A 22489-nucleotide genomic window follows, 5' to 3' on the forward strand; every position below is an offset into this window, starting at 1 on the left:
CGGAAGGGTGATGAGGATGAGAGGCGTCATCTTCGACGGCACCGCGCCGCGCGTGGTCGAGGACTTGGCGGTGCGCGACCCCGGCCCCGGCGAGGTGCTGGTGCGCATCGCCGCCGCCGGGCTGTGCCACAGTGATCTGTCGGTTGTGGACGGCACCATTCCGTTCCCTCTCCCCGTGGTCCTCGGCCACGAGGGCGCGGGCGTGGTCGAGGAGGTCGGGCCGGGCGTCACCCATGTCGCACCCGGTGATCATGTGGCGCTCTCCACCCTCGCCAACTGCGGTACTTGCGCCGACTGCGCCCGGGGCCGCCCCACCATGTGCCGCGCGGCCATCGGCCGGCCGACCCGGCCGTTCCGCCGCGGCGACGAGCGGCTGTACAACTTCGCCTCGAACTCCGCCTTCGCCGAGCGCACCCTCGTCACCGCCGTCCAGGTGGTGCCGATCCCCGAGGACATTCCGCTCGTCCCCGCGGCCCTCATCGGCTGTGCCGTTCTCACCGGCGTCGGCGCCGTGCTCAACCGCGCCAAAGTGGACCGCGGTGAGTCGGTCGTCGTCATCGGCAGCGGCGGCATCGGGCTCAATGTGCTGCAAGGGGCCCGGATCGCCGGGGCGTCGCCCATCGTCGCCGTGGACTCCAACCCCGCCAAGGAGCCGATGGCCCGGCGGTTCGGCGCGACCCACTTCGTCCCCTCCGCCGACGCCGTACGGGAGATCCTGCCGACCGGCGCGGACCACGCCTTCGAATGTGTCGGCTCGACCCGGCTCATCCGCCAGGCCGTCGATCTGCTCGACCGGCACGGCCAGGCGGTGCTGCTCGGGGTGCCGCCCGCCGACGCCGAGGCGGCTTTCCTCGTCTCCTCCATGTATCTGGACAAGTCCATCCTGGGCTGCCGCTACGGCTCCTCACGGCCACAGGCCGACATCGCGCTGTACGCCGACCTCTACCGGCAGGGTCGGCTGCTGCTGGACGAACTCGTCAGCCGGACCTACCCCTTGGAGGACTTCGCCAAGGCCGCCGACGACGCCCACCACGGCCGGGTGGCGCGCGCCGTGCTCACCTTCTGAACGGGGGCTCGATGCGTCTGGCGACGAGGGCTGTTCACCCTGCCTTCCCATCGCCGTTGCCCCGCTCGTGGGTTCCGCCGGTTACGTTGCCCTGGTGGAACGTTCCCGCCTGGATGGCGCAGCCGAGACGACAGCCGAAGTGACAGCCGACGTGACGGCCGGTATGACAGCCGATACGGCAGCTGGAGTGGACACCCCTCTCGCCGTGGTCTTCGACCTCGGCGAGGTGCTGACGCGGCCGCGCGGGCTGTCCGGTCTCGAGGGGCGGCTGGCCGGGCTGCTCGGCGTCGGGGAAGCGGCGTTCGCCGAGGCGTACTGGGCGCATCGCGACGCCTACGACCTCGGCAGCTCCGACACCGCCTACTGGTCGGCCGTGGCCGGCGCGCTCGGCGCCCCGCTGCGCCCCGGCGCCGTCGACGCGCTGGTGAGCGCCGAAGTCGACATCTGGACACGGCTCGACGGGCCCTCCCATGCCCTGGTGGAGGACCTGCGGCGGCAGGGCACCCGGCTCGCGCTGCTGTCGAACGCCCCCCATGCGCTGGCCCGGACCGCCGAGCGCAGCGACTGGTCCGCGCACTTCGACCGCCTGATGTTCTCGGCGGACCACGGCCTCGCCAAGCCCGACCCCGCCGTCTACCGGCGGATGACCGAACTTCTCGGCACACCGCCGGAGCGTGTCCTCTTCTTCGATGACCGCCGTAAGAACATCGACGCGGCCAGGGAGCACGGCTGGGACGCCCAGTTGTGGACCGGGGCCACGGCTGCCCGCGCGGTCCTCGCCGACCGCGGCCTGCTGCCCCACGGGCCGACCCCGGACGGTTCCATCAGCTGTGGTACTGGTAGCCGGTGACGGAGGAAAAGGCCAATAAGGCGCCCACGATCATCGACATCGCGCGGGAAGCGGGGGTGTCGAAGTCCGCGGTCTCCCGGGCCCTGCTGGGGCAGGGACGCATCAGCGAGGAGGCCCGCTCGCGCATCCTCGACGTCGCTCAGCGGCTCGGCTACGTCAAGAACGCCATGGCGCAGGGGCTGGTCGCGCAGCGGACGCACACCCTGGGGGTGCTCGTCCGCGACGCCGTCCGCCCCTTCTACGGACAACTCCACGCGGCGCTCCAGGGGCGCGCCATCGAAGGCGGCTACCGGGTCGTCACCGCCACCGGCGTACGGGACTTCGCCCTCGCCGAGGAGCGCCGTGCCCTGCAGACGCTCCTCTCCCTGAGAGTCGAGGGGCTGGTGGTGTGCAGCGGTCTGCTTCCGGCGCGGGACATCGCCCCCTTCGTCGAACGGGTCCCCACGGTCGTCGCCGGACGGCCGGAGCCGCATCCGGCGATCAGCAGCGTCTACTGCGACGAGGAGGACGGCGCGGAGCAGCTCGTGGACCACCTGGTGTCACTCGGGCACCGCCGGGTGGCCGTGCTGCTGGTGCCGGAGGCGCTGTCCATCACTCAGTACGCCCGTACCGCCGCGATGGTGAGCGGCCTGCGGGAACGCGGCGTCGACACCGTCGTCACCGAACTGACCGACGGCCCGGAGGCCCCCGCCGACACGGTGCCCGCGCTCCTCGAGGACCGTGAGATCACAGCGATCATGTGCCCCCAGGACGACGCCATGGTCAGCGTCCTGGAACGGCTCCGTCGAGCCGGGGTGCGGGTGCCCGGTGACATGTCGGTCACCGGCTTCGACGGCATCGGGCCCCTCACCACCCCGCTCCTCGGACTGACCACGCTGCGCCAGCCGTTGGACGAGGTCGGCCGACGCGCCATCGACCTGCTGCTGGAGCTCCGCGAGGACCGCTCCATGCCCACCCGCCACATACCCCTGCGCGGGGCGCTGGTGGCCGGAACCACCACCGCCCCGCCTCCACCCCATCCCGCGCGGCGCTGAATCCGGGGCCGCCCGCCGGAGCCCGGAGCCGCGTCGCTGACGTACCGGAGAAACCATGTCCGCGCCCTCGGCCGTCTCGTCCTTCCGCTACGGCGTCTTCCTCCGCCCCGACCCCGGCACCTGCGCCCTGCTGACCGAACTCCATCTGCTGCTCAGGCAGCAGTACGGGCTGGTCTCCTGTGCCGCCTATCCGCCCCATGCCACCCTTATGGGCAACATGCCCACCGATGCGCCCGAGGGCGAGCTGACCGATCGGATCGGTACGGCACTGGCGGGCACCACCTCCTTCACCACGTACAACTTGGGCGTCGAGAAGGGCGGAGGAGGCATCGGATTCAATCTCCACGACCTGCCCGATGGCTCCCCGAACCCCGGGATCACCGCCCTGCTCGACACGGTGCGCCGGGCGATGGCGCCAGTGGCTGAGCCAATGGACCACTACCGCGCCAACCCGCTGGACCCCGGCCGCTTCCGCGCGCATCTGTCCATCGCCTCCCATGAGCTGCTGATGCGCCCCGAACTCCGGCCGGAAATCGTCGATTTCGTCGAGGGCCTGGGATGGGAGCCGCCGCGCAGTTTCACGGCCGACACGGTCTCGCTGTACCGCTTCCGGAGCCCGGACTGGCATGCGCAGTGGTGGCGCCATATGACCTGGGACCACGTCCGCAGCTGGCGCCTGGAGCCGGCCGCGACGGTGACCCTCGATGCCGCGTGACGTCCCCGCGATGTCCCCGCGGCCTCCCCGCGCCGGGGGCGTTGCGCCCCTGAGGCGTCGCTCCGGCGGCGGGGCCGTGCCCGAGGGCGCGTGTCGTCACTGAGGACGTTCGCCGGGTCGTAACCTTTCGGCCGCCCCCAAGACGTCGGTGCCGCATAGCTTTTCAGCCATGTGCGGGAACGTTCCACCACTGAAGCGCGCGGGCCCTCGTCGCCCCCGGCTCGGTCCCTGGCTGACCGTGCCGACCCTGCTGTTGATCGCTGTCTTCCTCTACTGGCCCCTGGGGCGCGGCATTTGGCTGAGCACCCGGGGGACCGACCTGCTCGGCAATCCGACCCGTTCGGTCGGGTTCGACAACTACACCCAGCTGCTGACCGACCCGGCGAGCCGCCGCGTGCTGCTCACCACGATCATCCTTACGGTCGCCAGCGTGGCCGTGGCCACGGCGGGGGCGCTGGCGGCCGTGCTGCCGCTGCGCCGCCGCATCGTCGGACGCCGCCTCTTCCAGCTCGCCTTCTCCCTTCCCTTCGCCTACTCCGCCGCCTCGGCCTCGGCCTGCTTCGCCGGGCTGTTCGCCCCGTCGGTCGGCACGCTCAACCACGTGCTGGCGAAGCTGGGGTACGAGGGTCCGCCGTGGTTGCAGTCCCCGGGGTGGGCGATGCTGTGCGTGGCCCTGGCGACCGCCTGGTACGAGTTCGGGTTCGCCGTTCTCGTCCTGACGGCCGCTGTCCGGAATCTGCCCTCGGAGGTGCTGGAGGCCGCGGAGCTGGACGGGGCGAGCGGTCTGCGCCTGGTGCGCAGCGTGATCGTGCCGTTGATCTCGCCCAGCCTGTTCTTCCTCGCCGTCACCCAGACGATCAGCGGACTGCAGATCTTCACGCAGGTCCAGGTGCTCACCCGGGGCGGCCCCTCCGACGCGACGACCACCCTGGTCGTGGAGTTGTATCAGCGGGCCTTCGGCGGCGGGGTGCCCGACTACGGCCGGGCCTCGGCCATCGCGGTCGTACTGCTGGCGCTCGTCCTGTTCGTCACCGCCGTGCAGTTCCTCGTCCTCAACCGCCGGGTGACCACCTCATGACCGTCACCACGACGCCCACGCGCCCCACGGTCACCGAGGCCACCGCGGCGGTCCGAAGGCCGCGCAGGCCGGGCCCGGCGCTGCGCGCACGCGGCATGGTGCGCTGGCTGTGGCTCGTCGTCCTTACGGTCGTCGTCGGCTTCCCGGTCTATGTCACGCTGCTGACCGGGCTGCTGCCGCCGCAGGAAGTGGCCCACGGAACGCTGCTGCCCACCCGGCTGACCCTGGACAACTTCCGTGAGGCGCTGCGCAATGTGCCCTTCGGGCAGCAGTACGTCGTCAGCGTGCTCGTCACCGCCCTGCAGACGGGCGGCCAGCTGCTGACGTCATCACTGGCCGCGTACGCACTGGTGTTCCCGCGCTGGCGGGGGCGCGCGGTGGCGTTCGCCGTGATCGTCGCCACCCTGGCGATCCCCGGTGAGAGCCTGGTCATCCCGAACTACGAGCTCGTCACCGGCCTCGGGCTGCGCGACTCCCTCCTCGGGATCACCTTGCCGTTCCTCGCCGCCGGGTACCCGGTCTTCCTGCTGCGGCAGGCGTTCCTCACCCTCCCCCGGGAGGTGTGGGAGGCGGCGCGGCTGGACGGCTGCGGCGATCTGCGCTGTCTCTTCCTCGTCGTCCTCCCGATGGCCAGGCCCCAGGTGACCGCGGCCACCCTGTGGAGCGCGCTCGCCGCCTGGAACGGCTACTTCTGGCCGCTGCTCATCACCGACTCCCCGGACCGGCGCACCGTCCAGGTGGGCATCTCCCAGCTGGTCAACGCCGAGTCGACCAGCCCCGGCGTGATCTACGCCGGTACCACCCTCGTCCTCCTTCCCACCCTTCTGCTCGTCATCGTGGGCCAGCGCTTCCTGCTCCACGGGCTCGCCCGCACCTCCCCGCGCTGACGCCGCTCTCCCCGCCTTCCCGCACCCCCTTCTCAAGCCCCCTTCCCGGAGGAACATCACCATGCGCAGAAGCGCGTCCGTCCTCGCCGCCGTCGTGGCGCTGACCGCCCTCAGCGGCTGCGGCGACAACGGTAAGAACGACACCGGCAATTCCGGCCGGGCCCCCGGACCCGAGGCCCTCAAGGCCGCCAAGGGGCCCGTCACCGTCACCCTGTGGCACGGCCTCGGTGACACCAACGCCGTCGCGCTCCAGAAGCTCGTTGACCGGTTCAACGCCCAGCACCGCGGCAAGATCGAGGTCAAGGCCGTCTACCAGGGCCAGTACCCCGACGTGCTCGCCAAGTACACCGCCGCCATCCGCGACAAGAGCACCCCGAGCCTGCTGCTCTCCTACGACATCAGCACCGGCTTCCTGCACGACGCGGGCCAGACCGTGCCCGCCCAGGACCTGGCCGAGGCCAACCCCGGCACGCTGTCCCTGGACGACATCCGGCCCGCCGCGCGCAACTACTACAGCGCCCAGGGCAAGCTGATGGCCGTCCCCTTCAACACGTCGATGCCGATGCTCTACGTCAACGACGACCTGCTGAAGAAGGCCGGGCTGCCCGCCAACACGCCCCTGAACACCCTGGACCAGGTGGTCGCCGCCGCGAAGACCGTCCACCGTAAGGTGCCGAAGGCCGGGGGCCTGGTCCAGCCCTTCGACACCTGGTGGATCGAGCAGCTGACCGCCGCCGCCGGAGTGCCCTACTGCGGGCCCGACAACGGCCGTAAGGGCAGCACCGCGTCCAGTGTGAAGCTCACCAGCCCGCAGCAGCGCAAGGCCATCGGCGCCGTGAGCGATCTCTACACCAGCGGCGCCGGACTGGACACGGGCGAGGACGGCTCCAACGCCGTGACCGCCTTCCAGCAGGGCAAGGTCGCGATGATGTTCAACAGCAGCGGAGCCGCCGGGAAGATCAAGGAGGGCGCCGACTTCCCCTACCGGGCCCTGCCCTATCCGCTGTCCGGTCCGGCCGCGACCTCCGGGCCCGTCGTCGGCGGCGCGGCCCTCTGGGTCAACGGCCCCGGCCACGGCGCCGCCGAGCAGGCCGCCTCCTGGCAGGTGGCCGCCTTCCTCGCCTCGCCCGCGTCGCAGGAGGAGTTCAGCCGCGCGACCGGCTACGCGCCCATCAACAAGAAGGTGGAGGCCCTGCCCGGCCAGCAGAAGACCCTCGCCGCCCGGCCCGATCTCAAGGCCGTCATCGACCAGTTCAACAAGACGCCCGCCACCACGGCCGCGGCGGGATGCCTCACCGGTGCGATGCCCACCGTGCGCGCCGATGTGCTCGGTCCGATCCAGTCCGCCTTCGCCGGTAAGACGCCGCTGGACACCGCGCTGAAGAACGCCGAATCCGCCGCCAACCGCGACATCGATCGCTACCGGGAACAGGCAGGTCAGTGATGCGAGACAACCCCCATCGCTACGGAGTCTTCCTCCGCCCCGATCCGCACACCTGCGCCGTGCTCGCCCGGCTGCATCTGCTCATGAAGCAGCAGTACGGCCTCGTCTCGTGCGCGGCGTTCCCGCCCCACGCGACCCTCGCGGGCAATGTGCACGCCACGGTCGCCGAGGAGGAGCTGATCGCGGTGCTGGACCCGCTGCTGTCCGAGGCCACGTCGTTCACCACGTACAACTCCGGTATCGACCGGCACGGCAAGGGGTTCGCGTACAACGTGCACCATCTGCCGGACGGGACGCCCAACCCCGAGTTGGCCGACCTGGCGGTCTCGGTGAACGCCGCGCTGGCGCCGGTGTCGTCCATTCAGCCGGACTTTCTCTTCAAACCCTTCGACCCGGCGGAATTCCGGGCGCATCTGTCCGTGGCCTCCCATGAGCTGACCCTGCGGCCCGACCTCTACGAGGAGATCGGGGAGTTCCTGGACACTCTGGCCGCGGACCCGCCCAAGCGGTTCACCGCCGAGACCATCTCGCTGTTCCGCTTCCACAGCGGCGACTGGAACGCGCAGTGGTGGCGGGACATGACCTGGGTGCACGTCCGCAGCTGGCGGCTCCAGGGCGCCGAGGCGACCGTGTGAGGGCGCGGGAGCGGCCCCGTGACGGCGAGAGAGCTGCCATGACGGGCTGAGCGGCCTTACGCGCGGGCGTCGGCGCCGGGAGCCGTACCGGCCTCGGCGCCCGCGCGGAAGGTACGGCGGTAGGCGGTGGGGGAGACGCCCACGGCCGCCTGGAAGTGCTGGCGCAGGGACGCGGGGGAGCCGAAACCGGCCTCGCGCGTCACCTGGTCCACCGACAGATCGGTGCCCTCCAGGAGATGACGGGCCCGCTCGACCCGCTGCTGGGTCAGCCACTGGCCCGGGCTGACGCCGACCTCCTCGCGGAAGCGGCGGGTGAACGTCCGTACGCTCATCGACTCCTGGGCGGCCAGCTCCCGCAGTGAGACGGGCCGGTCCAGCCGGCCGAGCGCCCAGGCGCGGGCCGCCGTCGTGGTGGCCTGTTGGGCCTCGGGCAGCGGGCGCGGGATGTACTGGGCCTGGCCGCCGTCGCGGTGGGGCGGCACCAGGCTGCGCCGGGCCACGTCGTTGGCCACGGCGGTGCCGTGGTCGCGCCGCACCAGATGCAGACACAGGTCGATCCCCGAGGCCACACCGGCCGAGGTGAGCACATCGCCGTCGTCCACGAACAGCACGTTCGGATCGACCTTGACGGTCGGGAAGAGGCGCTGGAAGCGGTCGACGCTGGACCAATGGGTGGTGGCCGGGCGGCCGTCGAGAAGACCGGCGGCGGCGAGCACGAACGAACCGGTGCAGATGGACACCCAGCGCACCCCCGGCCGGGCATGGGCCAGCGCGGTGCCGAGCGGCTCGGTCATCCGGCCCTCCTCGTGGACCGGGCCGAGTTCGTACGAGGCGGGCACCACGATGGTGTCGGCCTCGGCGAGGGCCTCGGGGCCCAGCTCCACGGCGATCGGGAAGTCGGCGTCCGTGGGCACCAGACCGGGCTCGGGGGTGCAGGTGACCACCTCGTACAGCCGCCGGCGGTCGGCGGAGCGGGCCTTGCCGAAGATCCGGTACGGAATGCCCAGCTCGAAGGGGATCACGCCGGGGAGGGCGAGGACGACGACACGATGGCGCTCGTCGGCGGTCCCGGGCAGGGAATGGGGCGGAGATTGGTGCGGGGAATGGTGCGGGGATTGGGGCTGGGGTGGGGACACTTCCGGCCTCCCGTCGTTCGGACACGGCCCGAAAGGGGCATGGCCCGATCCTAGCGAATGCTGTCCCTCGGGCCACTCGTTCGCACCGACCCGCTGCCCGATGCTGGTCCGGTGACGCAGACGACCGAGCTCTCCGAAGCCCCCGAACAGGGCGAACAGCCGGACCAGCCCGCCCGGCGGGCCCTCCTACGCCTACCGCACCGCGCCTGGTCGGTCGCCGCCATCGCCTTTGTGACGATCATCGGCGCTGCTGGATTCGCTTCCCTGCCCGGTCTGCTCATCGATCCGCTCCACGAGGAATTCGGCTGGTCGCGCGGCACGATCGGGTTCGCGGTCTCCGTCAACCTCGCCCTCTACGGGCTCACCGCTCCCTTCGCCGCCGCCCTGATGGATCGCTTCGGCATCCGTAAGGTCGTCGCGGCCGCGCTCGTCGTCATCGCGGCCGGTGGCGGCCTTACGGTCTTCATGAGCGAGCCCTGGCAGCTCATCCTGTGCTGGGGTGTGCTGGTCGGCCTCGGCAGCGGCTCCATGGCACTGGCCTTCGCCGCGACCGTGACCAACCGGTGGTTCGTGGCCCGGCGCGGGCTGGTCACCGGCATCCTTACGGCGGGCGGCGCCTCCGGGCAGCTGATCTTTCTCCCGCTGCTCTCCTGGATCGTCGAATGGCACAAATGGCGGCCCGCCGCGATCACCGTCTCGGTCGCCGCGCTGGCGATCGTCCCCCTCGTCTTGCTACTGCTGCGCGACTACCCCTCGGACGTGGGCCTCGCCGCGTACGGCGCCGACGGGCCGCCCGCCCCGCGGCCCGCGCCCCGGCGCGGTGCGGCCCGGCGGGCCGTCAAGGCCCTCGCGTCGGCCTCGCGCACCGGCTCCTTCTGGCTGCTCGCGGGCGCCTTCGCGATCTGCGGCGCCTCGACGAACGGCCTCGTCAAGACCCACTTCGTGCCCGCCGCGCATGACCACGGCATGCCGGTGACGGCCGCCGCGAGCCTGCTCGCCGTCATCGGCGTCTTCGACATCGTGGGGACGGTGGCCTCCGGCTGGTTCACCGACCGCTTCGACGCGCGACGGCTGCTGGCCGTGTACTACGCGCTGCGCGGGCTCTCCCTGATGTTCCTGCCGATCCTGCTGGACGACGCGGTCCATCCGCCGATGCTCTTCTTCATCGTCTTCTACGGTCTCGACTGGGTCGCCACCGTGCCGCCGACGATGGCGCTGTGCCGGGAGCAGTACGGGGAGGACAGCGCGATCGTCTTCGGCTGGGTGCTCGCCTCCCACCAGGTGGGGGCCGGGGTCGTGGCCTTCGTGGGCGGCGTGGCGCGGGACGCCTTCGGCTCGTACGACCTGGTCTGGTACGGCGCGGGGGCGCTGTGCGCGATCGCCGCGCTGATGTCGCTGGTCATCCAGCGCGGCCCGGGGGCGAAGGCCGCGTCGGCGACGGTCTAGAGGTGTCCGGCGGAGCTTGACGCCTGCGGTGGGCTGTTCCCCTCCCCGCCCCTTCCCACGCAGCGTCGATGTGCGGCTCCGCCGCGTGGGGGCTCCGCCCCAGACCCCGAGGTCCATCGAGTGCGGCTCCGCCGCGTGGTTCGCCGGACACCCCCGTAGGGCCGCGCGGGCTTGGGGACGCGGACCGCGGAGGCTTACGCGAAAGGGCGGCCTTACGGAGACGCCGTGAACTCCCCGAAGGAGCCGCGGTGGAAGAGCAGCGGCCCGGATCGCGCCGCGGGCTCGTCCGTGCCCAGGGCCCGGACACGACCCACCACGACCAGATGGTCACCGCCCGTGTGCACGGCATGGATCGCGCAGTCGATCCACGCCGGGACGTCCGCCAGCCGCGGTGAGCCGGTGACCGGGGACGCCTCGTAGCGGACGCCCGCGAACTTGTCGGGGCGCCGGGAGCCGCTGACCGCGAAGGAGCGGCACAGCTCGCCCTGGTGCGCGCCCAGGACATTGACACAGAAGACGCCCGCGCGGGCGATGCGCGGCCAGGTCGTGGAGGTGCGGGCCACCATGAAGGCGACCAGCGGCGGGTCCAGCGACAGCGAGGCGAAGGACTGGCAGGCGAAACCGGCCGGTCCGTTCTCGTCGACGGTGGCGATCACGGTGACCCCGCTGGCGAAGTGGCCCAGGACGCGGCGGAATTCGGCCGGGTCGACCGGAGGCCGCTCATCGTCGCGCACACAGCGCAGCTCCGGCGGGGGCAGCGGGTCGACCGGTCGTACGGAGGCGGTCGGCGAGCCGACCGCCCGGAGGTAGCGGACGGCGGTGGCGGCCATACCGGCGTGTCCCATCATGGCCCCGTCCCCCTTTCTCGCTTGCTCGGGTTTCTCGCTTACTCGGGTTCTGTCTCGCTGTCTCGGGTTCCCCGACGGCGCGGTTCCTCAGCGGCCATAGCGGCCATAGCAGCCATAGCGGCCATAGCGGCCTCAGCGGCCTCAGCGGCCCCGGTACCCGGGCGGCCGGCGCTCGATGAACGCGCGGACGCCCTCCTGAGCGTCGGCCGTGGTCATGTTGATCTCCTGCGCCGCCGCCTCGGCGGCGAACGCGGTCGGGCGGTCGGCCTCCAGGGAGGCGTTCACCAGCGCCTTGGTGAGGGCCAGGGCGCGGGTGGGCCCCGCGGCGAGGCGCTCGGCCCAGGTGCGGGCGGTCTTGGGCAGGTCGTCGTCCGGGACGACCCGGTTGACCAGGCCCAGCCGCTCGGCCTCGGCGGCGGGCAGCGCGTCGCCGAAGAACATCAGCTCCTTCGCGCGCTGCGGGCCGATCAGCCGGGGGAGGAGATACGCACCGCCCCCGTCGGGGACCAGACCGCGGCGCATGAACACCTCGATGAAGACGGCCGATTCGGCGGCCAGCACCAGATCGCAGGCGAGGGCGAGATGGGCGCCGAGCCCGGCCGCCGTGCCGTTGACGGCGGCGATCACCGGCTTCTCGCAGTCGAGGACGGCGGCGATGAGCCGCTGCGCTCCGCCGCGGATCAGCCGGGCGACATCGCCCGCGACGCGTTCCGCCCCGTCGGATGCGCCGCGCAGGTCCGCTCCCGCGCAGAAACCCTTGCCGGTGGCGGTCAGCACGACGGCCCGGACGGACGGGTCCGCGGAGGCGTGGTCCAGCAGCGAAATCAGGTGTTCTCGCTGGTCGGGGGTGATGGCGTTCATCGCCGCGGGGCGGTTGAGCGTGATCCACGAGACGCCGTTGTCAGTGGTGTGCCGTAGAACGGAGTCACGTGAATCTTCAAGGGGGGAAGAGGTCATGGTAACGCTCCATGCGTCAGCGGCAGATCGCCAGGGCGTCCAGTGCCACGGCACCTTGGCCACGTTCCAGCACCATCAACGGATTGACGTCCAGTTCGGCGAGGTGGTCCCCGAGCTCCAGGGCCATGCGCTGGACCCGCAGCACGACCTCGACGAGAGCGTCCACATCGGCGGGGGGAGCACCGCGCACACCGTCGAGGAGGGCGCGGCCGCGCAGTTCGGAGAGCATCGCGCGCGCCTGGTCCTCGCCGAACGGGGGGACGCGTACGGCAGCGTCACGGAGGACATCGACGAGCACGCCCCCTATACCGACGGTCACGGTCGGGCCGAAGAGGGGGTCCTGGCTCATGCCGACCACCATCTCCACTCCGCGCTCGACCATCTGACAGACCAGCACCCCGTCCAGTTCGACGCCCTCGTAGCGGGCGATGTCGGTGAGCTCCCGATAGGTGTCGCGGACCTGGCTGGCCGAGGTCAGCCCCAGCCGGACCAGCCCCAGCTCGGTCTTGTGGGCGAGCTGCGGCGCGGACGCCTTCATGACGACGGGGTAGCCCACCAGACCGGCGGCGCGGACGGCCGCGGCCGCGCTGGTCACGAGCTGCTCACGCGGCACCCGGATGCCGTACGCCCGCAGCAGCTGTTTCGCCGCGTGCTCGCTCAGTTGGTCTCCTGGGCGCAGCAGGTCGCGCACCTTGCGAAGCGAGGGGGACGGGGTGCGCGGGGCGTCCTCGAACGGGGAGTTGTAGGAGGCGGTGAAGCGGTGGTGCCCCAGATAGGCGCGCACGGCGGTGATGCAGTTGGCGAACGTCCGGAAGGTGGCCACGCGGGAGGAGCCCAGCAGGGTGGTGCGGTAGGCGTCCTCGGTGCCGACCGGCGAGCCCCACACCACGCACACCAGCTTGTCCGTCTGCTCCGCCGCGTCGACCAGGTCCTGCGCCAGCTTGTCGCTCATGGGCGGGAAGGGGCCGGTGATCGGGCAGATCAGCACGCCCACGGAGGGATCGGCGAGGATCGCGTCGATGATCTTGCGGCCGCGCCAGTCGCCGACCGGGTGGCCGCCGTTGTCCACCGGGTTGGCGACGCTGAGATCGCCGGGGATCCACTGGTGGAGCTCGGTCTGCTTCTCGGGGGAGAGGGTGGGCAGGGTGAGGCCCGCCGCGGTGGCGAGGTCGGAGAAGTGGGCCCCGGTGCCCCCGGAGATCGAATACACCACGACGCCCTCGGCGAGCGGTGGGCGGGCGCGGGCGAGCAGCGCCGCCGTGTCCTGAAGCTCGTCCAGGCCGTCCACGCGGATCACGCCGAACTGCCGCATGGCCGCGTCCACCACCTCGTCCGAGCCGGTCAGCTTGCCGGTGTGGGAGGCGGCCGTGCGGGCGCCGGCCTCGGTGCGGCCGACCTTCACGGCGACGACGGGCACCTTGGCGCGGGCGGCCCGGTCGGCGGCGAGGAGGAAGCCGCGGCCGTCCTTCAGCCCCTCCGCGTACAGGGCGATGGCGCCGACCTCGGGCCGGGTGGCGAAGTAGGAGATGAAGTCGGAGGTCTCCAGATCGGCCTCGTTGCCGGTCGGGGCCCAGTGGCTGAGCCGGATGCCGAGCTCCTGGAGGGTGAATACCGGGCGGCCCTGGTGGCCTGACTGGGTGATGAGGGCGATGGCGGGCCCGTCGAGGTCGTCGCGGAACTTCTCGAAGGCGTTGAGGTTGGTGTTGGGGCCGAGCAGCCGCAGCCCGGCGCCACGGGCCGCGGCGGCCAGCCGGGCCTGCGCGGCGGCGCCCTCGGGCCCGGTCTCGGCGAAGCCGGAGGCGAAGACGACGGCGAACCTCACCTTGCTCCCGTCGAGTTCCTCGATCACCGGGAGCGGGTCGCGGACGAGGAGGACGGCGAGGTCGACGGGTTCGGGCAGCGCGGCCACGGAGGGTACGCATGGAATGCCGAAGACGGCGGGACGGGAGGGATGCACGGGGTGCAGCCGGGCACCGACGCGTTCGGCCCAGGCCAGGAGCTGGCGGGTGATACCGGTGTTGGGGCGGCCGTCAGCGTCGGAGGCGCCGATGAGGGCCACCGACTCGGGATGGAAGAAGCGGTCCAGATCGGGGACGGTGGACGTCAGTGGGCGCCCGCTGACGTCCACGTCGTCCACGCCTTCGGCGGTCCCGTCCGCCGCGGGCCTGCTGTGGACATGCACGGCGGGGCCGGGGGCCTGACCGCAGGCGACGGCGCGGGCATGACGGGAGTTGGTGGTCAGGGTGCCGTAGGTCGATCCAAGCATCGGTATCCGCCACTCCTGCTCGTTGGCCAATAACCGGGTAGGTGACCAGGGGATTCGGCGTCGGTCGCCGCAGCAAAACTGACGCCAAGTCACATTACCCAGTAGTCAGGTTACTGAACTGACGGCCTGTCAGGAATGCTCGGGGCGTGGGGAACACGCAGGGTGACGACGGGGCCGGTGGAATCGCGGCTCGCCCCGCCCCGCCGTCATGCCGCCCCGCCGCCCCGCCGTCATGCCGTCGTGCGGGCGACCGTCTTGGCGATCTTCCGGGCGTCGATGGCCAGCTCGCGCAGCATTCCGCTGATCGGGTTCGTATAGCCCGTGAAGTGCAGTCCCGGCGCGCCCTTCAGGGTCAGTCGGCCGTGCGGGAGGGGGCGGCCGCGGTCGTCGAGCACGCCCAGATGGCCGACCAGTTCCTCCAGGCCGCGCCGGTAGCCGGTCGCGGCGATCACCACCTCGGGGCTGATCCGCGAGCCGTCGGCCAGAACCACCTTGTCCAGATCGAAGGAGTCGACCGCCGAGACCACTTCCACCCGTCCCGTCCGCACCGCGTCGACCAGCCCCACGTCCTGGACCGGGATCGCGCCCTCCCGTACGCGGGTGTAGAGCCCGGTGTCGGGCCAGGGCAGACCGTGCTCGGTCAGATCCGGCATGCTCACCCGGCACATCACCCGCGCCGCCCGGTCCACCGCGCGCCGCGGCAGCCTGCGCACCAGGATGCCGGTCGCCTGCGCGGGCCACCCGGCCGTCGAGCGGCGCAGGATGTGCGGCACGGTGCGGATCGCCAGCCGCACCCGGGCCGCGCCGCCCTCGATCAGATCGACCGCGATCTCGGCGCCGGTGTTGCCGACGCCGACCACCAGGACGTCACGGCCCTCGAAGGGGCGGGCGTTGCGGTAGTGGGCGGCGTGCGACAGCTCACCGGTGTAGCCGGCGCGGCCCGGCCAGTCCGGCAGCCGTGGGGTGTGGTTGAAGCCCGTCGCGACGACGACCACGGGCGAGGACAGCGCACGGCCGCCCGTGGCGCGCAGCATCCACTCCGTGTCGTCGGACGACCGGTCGATGCGGGAGACCTCGACGCCCGTGACGATGTCCAGCCGGTGGTGCTCGACATAGCGCTCCAGATAGCGCACCACGTCGTCGCGCCCGACCCACCGCCCGTAGGACCGGGGGATCGGCATCCCGGGGAGCGCGGAGAGTCTGCGCGTGGTGTGCAGATGCAGCCGGTCGTAGTGGTTCCGCCAGGACGCGGCGACCGCGTCGGACTTCTCCAGGATGACGGCGTGGATCCCGCGGTGGCTGAGCGCGGCAGCGGCGGCGAGTCCGCCCGGTCCACCGCCGATCACATAGACGGGTGAGGACTTCTCGGGGGAGCGGTCGGCCATGCGGGTGAGCGTAGTCGGGTATTTGACGGGTTTCGGTCAAACAACCGGTCAAAGTGATTCCGGATGGGTTGCGGAGAGGTCACGGTCGGTAGACGCCGGACCGTCGCGGCGGTGTCCCGTCGGTTTTTGTTCCGTTGGTGCGACGACTTTTGTTCCGCTGGCGCGACCCCTTGCGCGGGGCGCACCCGTCCCATGAAACTGACGTACCGTCAGATTCACCGGGACGGGAGGGTGGGGGACGATGCGGACGATCGGGCTCGACGGGGCCGAATGGCTTGCCGTACTGCGCATTGGACTCGGCCTGTGGTGGCTCGAGAGCTGGCGGCACAAGGACAAGAAGGACTGGTTCGAGCGCGGCACCGGTATCGGCTGGGCGGTGGGCGTGGCCGCCAAGCACCGCTGGTCGTTCGTCCGCGGCGGCTTCGACGCGGTGGTCACACCCCGTCCCAAGGTCATGGCGTATGTCGTCGTCTACGCCGAACTCGCCCTGGGCCTCGGGCTGACGCTCGGCTTTCTGACCCCCATCGCCCTGATCGGCGCGATCGTGCTCAATCTGCTCTATTTCCTGCTCATGATCCACGACTGGGCGGAGCAGGGGCAGAACTCGATGATGGTGCTGATCTCCGTGGTCGGACTCTTCGGCATGAGCTGGCAGACCTGGTCGCTCGACGAGGCATGGGGACTGTTCCTGTGAGTCCGACGCCCCCGCCCGCGGGCGCTCCGCGCTTCGACCTGCCGGAGATCGACGCCTTCAGCCGCCCCTACTGGGACGCCGCCGCCGAGGGCCGGCTGCTGATCCGGCGCTGCGACGGGTGCGGCCGGGCGCATCACTACCCGCGCGAGTTCTGCCCGTACTGCTGGAGCGAGAACGTCGTCTGGGAGGCGGCGAGCGGCGCCGCGTCGCTCTATACGTGGTCCGTGGTGCACCGCAATGACCTGCCGCCGTTCGGCGCCCGCCTCCCGTACACCGCCGCCGTCGTCGACCTCGCCGAGGGGCCGCGGATGATGACCGAGCTCATCGAGGTCCCGGAGAGCGGGCCGAGGGTGGGGATGCGGCTTCAGGCGGCGTTCCGGGCGGCGGGGGCCGGGGAGGCGGCGGAGGGGGACGGGCCGGTCGTTCCTGTCTTCCGGCCGGTGCCTGCCTAAGGGCTCCGCTGGAAGTGTCGCGATGGGGCGTCGGTCAGGCTCGGCGCCGTCGCGGCTGGTCGCGCCCGCGCGGCGGAGCCGCACATCGACACGGCCCCGCGCCCCTTCGGGGCGCTGCCCGCCGCCTTACGGTCGCGTCGCCTTCTCGTCGTACGCCTTACGGTCGTGGCCGTACGGCCGTGCCGCCGTTATGGCCACAGCAGCTCTCGCCGCCAGCCGCCGGGCTCCCCGGGGTCGCGGCGGTAGCGGACCCGCACGTGCCGCCGCCGCGCCTCCTCCTGGTAGAACTCGACCTCATCGGCTTCCAGGACGTACAGGGTCCAGGTGGGAGCGGTCGCGTCCGGTTCGCGTTCGGCTCGTTCGTAGGCCGTCTCGAAGGCCCGTAGCAGCTCCTCGTAGGAGCCGAGCACCTCGCTCTGCCGTCCGCTCCCGGCCAGCGCCGCCGCGAGCGCCGCGGGGGAGCGGCCGCGCAGATCGGCCGCGCTCTCCTCCGGTCCGGTCTCGCCGACCCGCCCGCTGACGCGCACCTGACGGCCCGACCGCATCCAGTGGAACGCGAGCGAGGCGTACGGCTGCTCGGCCAGCTCTCGGCCCTTACGGCTGCCGCGGTGGGTGCCGAAGTGCCAGCCGCGCTCATCGGCGTCGTGCAGCATCACCGTGCGCTGGGACGGGCGGCAGTCGGCGCCCGCGGTGGCCAGGGTCATGGTGTGCGGCCCGGGTTCGCCCGCCTCGGCGGCCTCCCGCAGCCACCGCCGGAAGAGCGGAAGCGGTGCGTCCGGGGCGGTGGCCGGGTCGAAGGCGGGCAGTTCGCCCGCATGGGGTACGCGCAGGCCGCGTAGCAGGGCGCGGAATGCCTCATCCTCGTTCTCGCTCATCGGCTCCCCATCCGACCACCCGTGAGGGGCCGGGGCAAGCGGGGCGTACGTACGGCCGGCGCAGGCTCGTCAGCCGCGGCCCAGGACCACCGTGCCCGCCGAGCAGAACCAGCCCCCCGTGCCCGACGCCACGGCCAGCTCCGGCAGCCGCCCGCCCGCCTTGCGCACCTGTCGCTCCCCGGCCTCGCCGCGCAGCTGTCGTACCGCCTCGACCAGCAGGAACAGTCCGCGCATCCCCGGGTGGCAGGCGGAGAGGCCGCCGCCGTCGGTGTTGGTCGGCAGCTCGCCGTCCCGCGTCAGCCGCCCCTTCTCCACGAACGCCCCGCCCTCGCCCTTGGCGCAGAAGCCGAGGTCCTCCAGCGTCACCAGGGTCATATAGGTGAAGGCGTCATAGAGCTCGGCCACATCGATGTCCGACGGCCGGACGCCCGCCCGCGCGAAGGCCGCCCGCCCGGAGGCCGCGGCCGGGGAGACCGTGAAGTCCTCCCATTCGGACATGGTGGTGTGCGAGACGGCCGTGCCCGAACCCAGCACCCATACCGGGGCCTTCGCCGTGTCCGGTACGTACTCCTCGGCCGCGAGCAGCACCGCGCAGCCGCCGTCCGAGCGGATGCAGCAGTGCAGTTTGGTGAAGGGGTCGGCGATCATCGGGCCGCTCAGGACGTCATCGACCGTGATCGGTTCGCGAAACATCGCATCCGGATTGTGCCCGGCGTTGATACGCGCCTGAACGGCGATGTCCGCCAGCTGTTCGAGTGTGGTGCCGTACGCATGCATATGGCGGCGCGCGGCCATCGCGTACTTGGCGACCAGCGTATGCCCGTACGGGACCTCGAACTGAAGCGGTCCGCGCGCCCCGAAGGAGAGATTCGCGGTGCGGCGGCCCGCCCGGATATCGGCGCGGGCGGTGGACCCGTAGACGAGCAGAACGGCGCGGGCGTGCCCGGCGGCGATCGCGTCCGCCGCGTGCGCCGCCATGACCTCCCAGGTGGAGCCGCCGACGGCCGTCGAGTCGGCCCAGGTCGGCCGCAGCCCCAGATACTCGGCCACCTCGACCGGCGCGAGGGTGCCGAGCCCCGCCGAGGCGAGGCCGTCGACGACCGACCGGTCGAGACCGGAGTCGGCGAGGGCCCGGCGGGCGGCCTGGGCGTGGAGGGCGTAGGGGGTGGCCGTGTCGACGCGGCCGCAGTCGGAGAGGGAGACGCCGACGACGGCGACCTTACGGTTGCGCTGCGCTGCGGACGGCATGAATCTGACGGTACATCAGATTCGCTGGAGCGGAAGGGGGCGCAGGTGCCCCGCGGTGGGCGCCCGCGGGCACCAGGGCGCCGCCGGGGGTGAGTGCGCCGAGGTCCAGGGGGAAGGGGGTGGTCCGGACGATCTCCCGTATGGCCGTGCCCGCGCCTCGAGCACAAGCCCCGTCCGGACCACTCGTGAGGCGCCCGGCTACTGCAGGAACTGCCCCACGCAAGCGGCGATCGCCACCAGAAGGCTCAGCACTCCGATCACGACCTGCCACCTGTCCGGGCCGGTCCACCGGGCGTCGCTCGTCTCCTGCGTGCTCCGATCGTCCATTACCCCTCCTCGCTCCTCCGACAGGCCCCGGAGGACAGGGCCACCGCCGGTCCGGTCGCGCTCCGGCGGAGGATGCGGGGAGGAACGTGGTGGGGCGGCAGCAGCTTAGCCGCGGATGGGGTGGGAGGGGTGGGAAAGTCCGGAGCTCGTCCCTAGTATGACGGCCCGTCAGAAAACGGAGGTGCTCGCCGATGGACGCCGCGTTCACCGAGGAACAGGACGAGATCCGCCGTACGCTGCGCACTCTGCTGCGGGAGCGGTGCGGACCGGACGAGGTCAAGGCGGCGGTCCAGACCGCGCCCGGCTATGACGAGGCCCTGTGGCGGCAGCTCGCCCGGACGCTCGGGCTGCCGGGCCTCGCCCTTCCGGCGGCGTACGGGGGCGTCGGCTGCGGCGTCACCGAGCTGGCGCTGGCCTGTGAGGAGACCGGGCGGGTGCTGCTCCCCTCGCCGCTCCTGGCCACCGCCGTGTTCGCCGCGCCCCTGGTCGCCGTGGTCGGGACGGAGGCGCAGCGCGCCGAGCTGCTGCCGCGCATCGCGGAGGGCGCCCTTACGGCGGCCCTCGCCGTGCCGGGGCGCGCGCTGCCCGAAGCGCTGGGGCTCGTAGGAGCGCGGGACGGCGCGTGGGCCGGTGGGGGGCGGGAAGGCGCGTGGGCCGGTGGGGGGCGCGCGGGGGGTGTCCAGGCGCGCCCGGACCGGGACGGCGGCACGGGGTGGCGGCTGTACGGGCAGGTGGAGCAGGTGCCGGGCGGGCACAGCGCCGAACTGCTGCTGGTCGCCGCCCGCGCTGGGGGCTATACGCGTGGGCGGACACTGCTGTTCCTCGTCCGGGCGGGGGCGGACGGGCTGGCCCGCACCAGGCTGACCGCGCTCGACGCCACCCGGCCGCAGGCCCGGATCGAGCTGCGGAACGTCTCGGCCGAGCTGCTGGGGGTGGACGACGGCGGGAACGGGAGCGGGGAGGCGGTGGCCGGGGCGCTGGCGGCCGTGGGTACGGCGGCCGCGGCCGTGCTCGCCGCCGAGGCCGTGGGGGCGGCGGACGCGGCCCTCGCGCGGACGGTCGAGTATGTGCGGGCGCGTGAGCAGTTCGGCCGTCCCATCGGCTCCTTCCAGGCGGTCAAACACCGGCTGGCGGATGTGTACGTCGCGGTGCAGGCGGCCCGTTCGGCGGCGTACTACGCGGCATGGGCCGCGGCCGAGGGCGGTGCGGGTGGCACGGAAGCAGCGGTCGCGGGCGGGCTGGCGCTCGCGCAGGCGCTGGAGGCGCAGCGCACGGCGGCGGCCGAGGCGGTGCAGCTGCACGGCGGTATCGGCTTCACCTGGGAGCATGACGCGCATCTCTACTTCAAGCGGGCCGCCTCGGACGAGCTGCTCTTCGGTCCCGTCCACCGGCTGCGGGCCCGGGCAGCGGAACGGGAGGGGCTCTTCGGCGCGGCTGATCGCGCTCCTTACGGTGGCCACGAAGGGCGCGGCGGGCGCGGCGGAAGCGGCGGTCCCAACGGGGACGGCAGGCACGGTGGGCCGGACGGGCGAGACGGGCCGGACGGGCGCGATGGGCTGCGTAAGGCGGTGACGGTCTGATGGCCGGTTACGGTGTGAAGCTGGTCCGTAAGGTCTCCTCGACCCGCGCCTTCGCCAAGGTCGCCCCCCATGTCATCCCCGCGTTCGACCGAACGGTCCACCGGCTGACCCGTGGCAAGGTGCTGCCGAGCGCGCGGATGCTGCCTGGCGTGATCCTTACGGCGCGCGGCGCGAGGTCCGGGCTTCCCCGCCGTACGCCGCTGGCCTGCATGCCGGAGGACGGCGGTACCTGGATCCTGATCGGCAGCAACTTCGGCCGTCCGGGCCATCCGGTCTGGACCACGAACCTCCTGAAGCACCCGGAAGCGGAGATCAGCCGGCGGGGCCGGGATATCGCCGTCCGGGCACGGCTGCTGGAGGGCGCCGAACGCGAGGCCGCCTGGGCCGCGGTCCTCGCCTTCTGGCCGCCCTACGCGACCTACCAGTCCCGGGTGGACCGCGAGATCCGCCTCTTCCGCCTCCACCGCGTCGAGGAGGGCTGAGCCGGTCCGCCGGGGCCGTGGGGGAGGGCTGAGCCGGTCCCTCCGTTTCGGGGGCGCCCAGCGCCCCGGCGCGGTCCCCGTTCCCTCCCCCATCCCTCCCCCATGGTCGAGCCCAGGGCCGAACAGACCGGTGACCGCAAAAGGGCCGCGGCGGATCACTGGGGAGTGATCCGCCGCGGCGTGACAGGACGTGCGGGCCCGGCCGGGCAGCCGGCCGGGAGGGGCCGGGGAAGGGAGGCCGGGGGAAGGGAGGCCAGGGGAGGGGGCGCGGATTCGTTACTTCGGCGGCTTGCGACCAGTGATGCCGAGGTGGACGAGCCAGGTCAGGCTCGGCCTGAGATCGGTCTGCTTGACGCCCCAGCTCTGGAAGCCCTTCTGGTGCGCCGCGACCGACGCCAGCATGGCGACCAGCGAGCCCGCGATGGCCCCGGGGTTGAGGTCCCCGTCGATCCGGCCCTTGGCCTGCTGCTCCTTGACGGCGTCCGTCAGGGAGTTGGTGACGGAATTGAGGATCTTCATGCGGATTTTGTAGAACCGCTTGTCACCCTCGGCGGCGCCCAGATCGACCACTCTCAGGATGGCGTCGTGTTTGCGCCAGAAGGAGAGGAACCCCTCGACCAGGTCCTCCGCCGCGGTCGCCCCCGACTTGCCGGCCCAGGAGCGGTCGGCGACCAGATCGGTGAGGTTCGCGCCCTCCTTCGCCATCTCCTCGGCGAGCTCGAGGACCGCGCCCTCCACATCGGGGAAGTACTGGTAGAACGTCGCAGGCGAGGTCCCTGCCTTACGTGCGACATCGATGACCTTGACGTCTCGATACGGGGAGGTGCTGAGCATCTCGCCGAGGCAGTCGAGCAGCTTCTGCCGCGTCGCCTGCCCGCGACGACCGGCCACCCGCCCGTCGACTGTGCGTACTTGTCCTGTCATGCCGTCAGCTTACCGAGGGGTGATCGGAGCGCGATTCGGCTGCGTGCAAATGGGGTTAGGGCGGGATGGGGAGGTTTGTGAACCTCGCTGAGCAGGCTGGAATGGCTGATTCCGGCCCCTGTCCACAGTCGTCAAGCCCTCAATCACCGCTCACCCACAC

22 protein-coding genes are annotated in these 22489 nt (G+C 72.1%); 13 read left to right on the top strand and 9 right to left on the bottom strand.

Translation table 11 applies throughout. The annotated features are described in order from the left end of the window. Positions 1-16 precede the first annotated feature (16 nt). From JK364_RS15990 to JK364_RS16025, 8 genes are all read left to right on the top strand, one after another. A complete protein-coding gene (locus JK364_RS15990) occupies positions 17-1066 on the top strand; it encodes a Zn-dependent alcohol dehydrogenase (RefSeq protein WP_201851733.1) in 1050 nt (349 codons plus the stop codon). Between the two features lie 187 nt (positions 1067-1253). Then, positions 1254-1916 carry an HAD family hydrolase gene (locus JK364_RS15995; RefSeq protein ID WP_201851734.1) on the top strand — a complete coding sequence of 221 codons (663 nt, stop codon included), beginning with the start codon at positions 1254-1256 and terminating at the stop codon, positions 1914-1916. After that, entirely contained in the window at positions 1913-2950 is a 1038-nt protein-coding gene (locus tag JK364_RS16000) for a LacI family DNA-binding transcriptional regulator (RefSeq protein WP_201851735.1), read from the top strand. Before JK364_RS15995 ends, JK364_RS16000 begins: the two co-directional genes overlap by 4 nt. A gap of 55 nt (positions 2951-3005) precedes the next feature. Continuing rightward, the gene (locus tag JK364_RS16005; protein WP_201851736.1) at positions 3006-3665 is read left to right on the top strand and encodes a 2'-5' RNA ligase family protein; all 660 of its coding nucleotides are present in this window, start codon (positions 3006-3008) and stop codon (positions 3663-3665) included. Between the two features lie 169 nt (positions 3666-3834). Beyond that, entirely contained in the window at positions 3835-4743 is a 909-nt protein-coding gene (locus JK364_RS16010; protein WP_201851737.1) for a carbohydrate ABC transporter permease, read from the top strand. Next, positions 4740-5630, top strand: coding sequence for a carbohydrate ABC transporter permease (locus JK364_RS16015; RefSeq protein ID WP_201851738.1), 891 nt, complete (start codon positions 4740-4742; stop codon positions 5628-5630). The genes JK364_RS16010 and JK364_RS16015 overlap by 4 nt, the downstream gene beginning before the upstream one ends. A 61-nt stretch (positions 5631-5691) precedes the next feature. Further along, positions 5692-7074 carry an ABC transporter substrate-binding protein gene (locus JK364_RS16020; RefSeq protein WP_201851739.1) on the top strand — a complete coding sequence of 461 codons (1383 nt, stop codon included), beginning with the start codon at positions 5692-5694 and terminating at the stop codon, positions 7072-7074. Further along, positions 7074-7709: a 2'-5' RNA ligase family protein gene (locus tag JK364_RS16025; RefSeq protein ID WP_201851740.1), complete on the top strand. Its 636-nt coding sequence runs from the start codon at positions 7074-7076 to the stop codon at positions 7707-7709. The genes JK364_RS16020 and JK364_RS16025 overlap by 1 nt, the downstream gene beginning before the upstream one ends. Before the next feature lie 56 nt (positions 7710-7765). Here the strand turns inward: JK364_RS16025 and JK364_RS16030 are convergent, their stop codons facing one another. Then, positions 7766-8785 (bottom strand): GlxA family transcriptional regulator, encoded by a 1020-nt coding sequence (locus JK364_RS16030; protein WP_201851895.1) that lies wholly within the window; start codon positions 8783-8785, stop codon positions 7766-7768. A 117-nt stretch (positions 8786-8902) separates the two neighbouring features. Between JK364_RS16030 and JK364_RS16035 the strand changes: the two genes are divergently transcribed. Continuing rightward, positions 8903-10291 (top strand): MFS transporter, encoded by a 1389-nt coding sequence (locus JK364_RS16035; RefSeq protein WP_201851741.1) that lies wholly within the window; start codon positions 8903-8905, stop codon positions 10289-10291. Between the two features lie 212 nt (positions 10292-10503). On the opposite strand, the gene JK364_RS16040 is transcribed toward JK364_RS16035, so the two are convergent. The 4 genes from JK364_RS16040 to JK364_RS16055 all read right to left on the bottom strand — a co-directional run bounded on the left by JK364_RS16040 (position 10504) and on the right by JK364_RS16055 (position 15747). After that, positions 10504-11139 carry a flavin reductase family protein gene (locus JK364_RS16040; protein ID WP_230991998.1) on the bottom strand — a complete coding sequence of 212 codons (636 nt, stop codon included), beginning with the start codon at positions 11137-11139 and terminating at the stop codon, positions 10504-10506. Between the two features lie 141 nt (positions 11140-11280). After that, positions 11281-12096 carry an enoyl-CoA hydratase/isomerase family protein gene (locus JK364_RS16045; protein WP_201851742.1) on the bottom strand — a complete coding sequence of 272 codons (816 nt, stop codon included), beginning with the start codon at positions 12094-12096 and terminating at the stop codon, positions 11281-11283. Positions 12097-12112: 16 nt separating this feature from the next. Next, positions 12113-14362 (bottom strand): acetate--CoA ligase family protein, encoded by a 2250-nt coding sequence (locus tag JK364_RS16050; protein ID WP_201851743.1) that lies wholly within the window; start codon positions 14360-14362, stop codon positions 12113-12115. Between the two features lie 230 nt (positions 14363-14592). Next, positions 14593-15747: a flavin-containing monooxygenase gene (locus JK364_RS16055; protein WP_201851744.1), complete on the bottom strand. Its 1155-nt coding sequence runs from the start codon at positions 15745-15747 to the stop codon at positions 14593-14595. 241 nt (positions 15748-15988) lie between these two features. Here JK364_RS16055 and JK364_RS16060 point away from each other — a divergent pair, with 241 nt between their 5' ends. Then, positions 15989-16441, top strand: coding sequence for a DoxX family membrane protein (locus JK364_RS16060; protein ID WP_201851745.1), 453 nt, complete (start codon positions 15989-15991; stop codon positions 16439-16441). After that, positions 16423-16893, top strand: coding sequence for a Zn-ribbon domain-containing OB-fold protein (locus JK364_RS16065; protein ID WP_201851746.1), 471 nt, complete (start codon positions 16423-16425; stop codon positions 16891-16893). The genes JK364_RS16060 and JK364_RS16065 overlap by 19 nt, the downstream gene beginning before the upstream one ends. A 188-nt stretch (positions 16894-17081) precedes the next feature. Here JK364_RS16065 and JK364_RS16070 read toward each other — a convergent pair whose 3' ends face one another. The 3 genes from JK364_RS16070 to JK364_RS57000 all read right to left on the bottom strand — a co-directional run bounded on the left by JK364_RS16070 (position 17082) and on the right by JK364_RS57000 (position 19343). Continuing rightward, the gene (locus JK364_RS16070; protein WP_201851747.1) at positions 17082-17768 is read right to left on the bottom strand and encodes a pyridoxine/pyridoxamine 5'-phosphate oxidase; all 687 of its coding nucleotides are present in this window, start codon (positions 17766-17768) and stop codon (positions 17082-17084) included. Positions 17769-17837: 69 nt separating this feature from the next. Beyond that, entirely contained in the window at positions 17838-19016 is a 1179-nt protein-coding gene (locus JK364_RS16075; RefSeq protein ID WP_201851748.1) for a thiolase C-terminal domain-containing protein, read from the bottom strand. 198 nt (positions 19017-19214) lie between these two features. Next, positions 19215-19343: a hypothetical protein gene (locus tag JK364_RS57000; protein ID WP_269146248.1), complete on the bottom strand. Its 129-nt coding sequence runs from the start codon at positions 19341-19343 to the stop codon at positions 19215-19217. A gap of 191 nt (positions 19344-19534) precedes the next feature. On the opposite strand from JK364_RS57000, the gene JK364_RS16080 reads away from it, so the two are divergent. Beyond that, on the top strand, positions 19535-20923 hold the full coding sequence (locus tag JK364_RS16080; protein WP_201851749.1) for an acyl-CoA dehydrogenase family protein: 1389 nt from the start codon (positions 19535-19537) through the stop codon (positions 20921-20923). Beyond that, positions 20923-21405: a nitroreductase family deazaflavin-dependent oxidoreductase gene (locus tag JK364_RS16085; RefSeq protein ID WP_201851750.1), complete on the top strand. Its 483-nt coding sequence runs from the start codon at positions 20923-20925 to the stop codon at positions 21403-21405. The genes JK364_RS16080 and JK364_RS16085 overlap by 1 nt, the downstream gene beginning before the upstream one ends. A 276-nt stretch (positions 21406-21681) precedes the next feature. Here JK364_RS16085 and JK364_RS16090 read toward each other — a convergent pair whose 3' ends face one another. Continuing rightward, the gene (locus tag JK364_RS16090) at positions 21682-22329 is read right to left on the bottom strand and encodes a TetR family transcriptional regulator (protein WP_201851751.1); all 648 of its coding nucleotides are present in this window, start codon (positions 22327-22329) and stop codon (positions 21682-21684) included. Between the last annotated feature and the right edge of the window lie 160 nt (positions 22330-22489).

It is taken from the genome of Streptomyces endocoffeicus, assembly GCF_016741935.1.
GTDB lineage: Bacteria > Actinomycetota > Actinomycetes > Streptomycetales > Streptomycetaceae > Streptomyces > Streptomyces endocoffeicus.